6 protein-coding genes are annotated in these 3513 nt (G+C 56.2%); all 6 read left to right on the top strand.

Annotated elements, in window-relative coordinates; all coding sequences use genetic code 11:
- Positions 1-681: cobalt-precorrin-6A reductase (locus tag FDW87_RS05955; RefSeq protein WP_252363037.1), on the top strand; the 681-nt coding region annotated here is incomplete at its 5' end.
- A gap of 10 nt (positions 682-691) precedes the next feature.
- The gene (locus FDW87_RS05950; RefSeq protein ID WP_137379522.1) at positions 692-1486 is read left to right on the top strand and encodes a sirohydrochlorin cobaltochelatase; all 795 of its coding nucleotides are present in this window, start codon (positions 692-694) and stop codon (positions 1484-1486) included.
- Positions 1483-2196, top strand: coding sequence for a cobalt-factor II C(20)-methyltransferase (locus FDW87_RS05945; RefSeq protein ID WP_016156863.1), 714 nt, complete (start codon positions 1483-1485; stop codon positions 2194-2196). The genes FDW87_RS05950 and FDW87_RS05945 overlap by 4 nt, the downstream gene beginning before the upstream one ends.
- A complete protein-coding gene (gene cbiM / locus FDW87_RS05940) occupies positions 2193-2930 on the top strand; it encodes a cobalt ECF transporter S component CbiM (RefSeq protein WP_016153516.1) in 738 nt (245 codons plus the stop codon). Before FDW87_RS05945 ends, cbiM begins: the two co-directional genes overlap by 4 nt.
- A 2-nt stretch (positions 2931-2932) precedes the next feature.
- Positions 2933-3214, top strand: a complete 282-nt coding sequence (locus tag FDW87_RS05935; protein WP_006683999.1) for an energy-coupling factor ABC transporter substrate-binding protein — start codon at positions 2933-2935, stop codon at positions 3212-3214.
- A partial coding sequence (locus FDW87_RS21920; RefSeq protein WP_305764068.1) for a CbiQ family ECF transporter T component occupies positions 3201-3513 on the top strand: 313 nt, incomplete at its 3' end. The genes FDW87_RS05935 and FDW87_RS21920, both read left to right, overlap by 14 nt.

Below are 3513 nucleotides of genomic sequence, written 5' to 3'. Positions count from 1 at the left end.
CCAACGGGGAAGCAACTGGCGGGAGATATCAAAGGTCAGGTGCGCTGCGGGCGTCTGGAGCGCGAACAAATGATTGCCTGGCTACAGGAAAATCAGACGCGCTGGGTGATAGACGCCTCGCATCCGTATGCCGAGGTGGTGAGCCGCAACATCATGAACGCCTGCGAAGCGGCGGGGGTACTGCTGAGCCGCTATCAACGTCCTGAGCAGTTGAGCGGTTTAACCCACCCGCAGCTTTATACCGTACAGAGTATTCAGCAAGCCTGCGAGGTTGCGCGCCGTTTCGGTGACCGCGTGCTGCTGACGACCGGCAGTAAAGATCTGGCTATCTGGCGCGAAGGGTTGCCTGAAAAAACGCTGCTGGCGCGCGTCCTGCCTGTACCCGAGGTTATTCAGCAATGCGCGGACCTGGGATTTGGCGTCGGTGAGATTTTTGCATTGTGCGGGCCGTTTAGCGCCGAGTTCAACGCTGCGTTTTATCGCCAGTGTCAGGCTGATGTGGTGATCACTAAGGCATCCGGTGCGGAAGGTGGTTATCAGGAAAAAGTTCAACCTTGTCTGGATGCTGGTATCCCCTGCATCGTGATTACACGTCCGGCACCGTTGGTGACGGGAGAAGAGTTACTGGAAAGTCAGGCCGCCTTTGGGGCGCGTTTAACGCGCTGGCTGGCCGCTGCTTAAGGAGTTAGAGATGAAAAAGGCGCTTCTGGTGGTCAGCTTTGGCACCAGCTATCACGACACCTGTGAGAAAAATATTGTGGCTTGCGAGAGCGATCTCGCAGTCAGTTGCCCTGACCGCGACCTGTTTCGGGCGTTTACCTCCGGGATGATTATCCGCAAGCTCAAGCAGCGCGACGGCATTGAGATCGACACGCCGCTGCAGGCGCTGCAAAAGCTGGCGGAGCAGGGGTATCAGGACGTGGCTATTCAGTCGTTGCACATTATCAACGGTGATGAATACGAAAAAATTGTCCGCGAAGTGCAAAGCATGCGCCCGTTTTTTTCTCGCCTGACGCTGGGTGTTCCGCTGCTGAGCAGCCATGACGATTACGCCCAGCTGATGCTGGCGCTGCAACAGCAAATGCCGGTGCTTGGCGAAAATGAAAAAGTGGTGTTTATGGGACACGGTGCCAGCCATCATGCCTTTGCCGCCTATGCCTGCCTCGACCATATGATGACGGCACAGCGCTACCCGGCGCGGGTTGGGGCGGTGGAAAGCTACCCGGAAGTCGATGTGCTGATTGAAAGTTTGTCTCAGGAAGGGGTGACGGCGGTGCATCTGATGCCGCTGATGTTAGTTGCTGGCGATCATGCCATCAATGATATGGCCTCTGACGAAGAGGATTCCTGGAAAACATTGTTCAATGCGGCCGGGATACCGGCTACGCCGTGGCTCAGTGGTCTGGGTGAGAATCCGGCGGTTCGCGCTATGTTCGTGGCGCATTTACAACAGGCGCTTAATGTGGCGCTGGAGGAAGCGGCATGAGCGGAAAACTGTACGCATTAAGCACCGGGCCTGGCGCTTCCGATCTTATCACCGTGCGGGCCGCACGCACGCTGGGTACGCTGGATATTCTCTATGCACCCGCCGGGCGCAAAGGTGGCGACAGTCTGGCGCTGTCGATCGTACGTGAATATATCGGCGAGCAGACCGAAGTTCGCTGCTGCCATTTTCCTATGAGTGCTGACAGCGCCGAAAAAGAGGCGGTATGGGATGACGTTGCGGCCGCGCTAGTTCAGGAAGTCGAAGCGGGTAAGCAGGTGGGCTTTATTACACTCGGCGACGCCATGCTGTTCAGCACCTGGGTTTTTTTACTCCAGCGTATTGGCTGTCCTGACTGGTTAGAAATCGTCCCGGGCGTGACCTCTTTCGCTGCGATTGCCGCGCGTTCAAAAACGCCGCTCGCCATGGAGCAACAGTCACTGGCCGTGGTCTCCTGTACCGCGCCGGAAGCGGAAATCCAGCAGGCGTTAAAGCAGCATGACAGTCTGGTGCTGATGAAGGTATACGGTCGTTTTGCGCGCATCAAAGCGCTGCTGCAACAAGAGGGTTTGTTGGGCTGTGCATTGATGATGTCTGAAGCCACGCTGCCGGGTGAACAGTGCTGGCGTCATCTCGATGAGGTGAGCGACGATCAGCCGCTGCCTTATTTCTCGACCATTCTGGTCAATAAACAGTGGGAGTATGCACAATGAAGCTTGAACAACAGCTAAAACAGCTGTCTTTCAGCGGGTTGGCTGCGGCGCTATTACTGATGGTTGTTCCTGAACAAGCGTTCGCCATGCACATAATGGAAGGTTTCTTGCCGCCGATGTGGGCGCTGGCCTGGTGGCTGCTGTTTTTGCCGTGCCTGTGGTACGGGCTGGTGCGGCTGCGCCAAATCGTGCAGGAAGATAGTCACCAAAAAGTATTACTGGCTCTGTGCGGCGCGTTTATTTTTGTGCTGTCGGCGCTGAAAATTCCTTCTGTTACCGGAAGTTGCTCGCACCCTACCGGGGTAGGCCTGGCGGTTATCCTGTTTGGACCGGGCGTGGTGGCAATCCTCGGGGCAATCGTCCTGCTGTTCCAGGCGCTGTTACTGGCGCACGGTGGTTTGACAACGCTTGGCGCTAACGGCATGTCGATGGCGGTGATTGGCCCGGTGGTGGGTTACATGGTGTGGAAAATGGCCTGCCGTGCGGGATTGCGTCGTGATGTTTGCGTCTTCCTGTGCGCGATGCTGGCGGATCTCGTCACCTATTTCGTGACCTCGGTGCAACTGGGCGTGGCGTTCCCGGACCCATCCGCCGGTGCTACGGGTTCAATCATCAAGTTCATGGGGATTTTCTGCCTGACGCAGATCCCAATTGCGATAGCGGAAGGTCTGCTCACCGTAATGATTTATGACCAGTTAACCAAACGGCAGTTGATTACCGCTCAAGGACATTAACGATGAAAAAGACGCTGATTTTGTTAGGGATGGTAGTGGCGCTGGTGATCCTGCCGTTCTTTATCAACCATGGTGGAGAGTACGGTGGCTCAGACGGTGAGGCGGAGAGTCAGATTCAGGCAATTGCCCCACATTATGAGCCGTGGTTCCAGCCGTTGTATGAACCGGCAAGCGGTGAGATTGAAAGCCTGCTGTTTACGCTCCAGGGATCGCTGGGCGCAGCCGTGATTTTCTACATTCTGGGTTACACCAAGGGCAGGCAACGTCGTGATGACCGGGCTTGACAGGCTTAGCTATCAAAGCCGCTGGTTTCATGTCTCACCCGTGCGGAAATTTCTGCTCTGGCTGATGATGATGATTCTGGCGTTTACTCTGCCCCCGTTGGGGCAGGGTATTGAGCTGTTACTGATTGCCGCGCTGAGCTGCTGGCTGCTGCGCATTTCCTTCTGGCGCTGGTGTCGCTGGATGGCATTACCGTTTGGTTTTCTGACGGTCGGCGTCGTGACCATTCTGTTTAGTTTTAGCCGCGATCCGCAGACGCTGCTGGCCAGCATCCCCGTTGGAAGCTATTGGTTAGGCGTTA

It is taken from the genome of Citrobacter sp. wls826 (assembly GCF_005281245.1).
Classification (GTDB): domain Bacteria; phylum Pseudomonadota; class Gammaproteobacteria; order Enterobacterales; family Enterobacteriaceae; genus Citrobacter; species Citrobacter braakii.
This window is presented reverse-complemented; position numbering and strand designations above follow the sequence as displayed.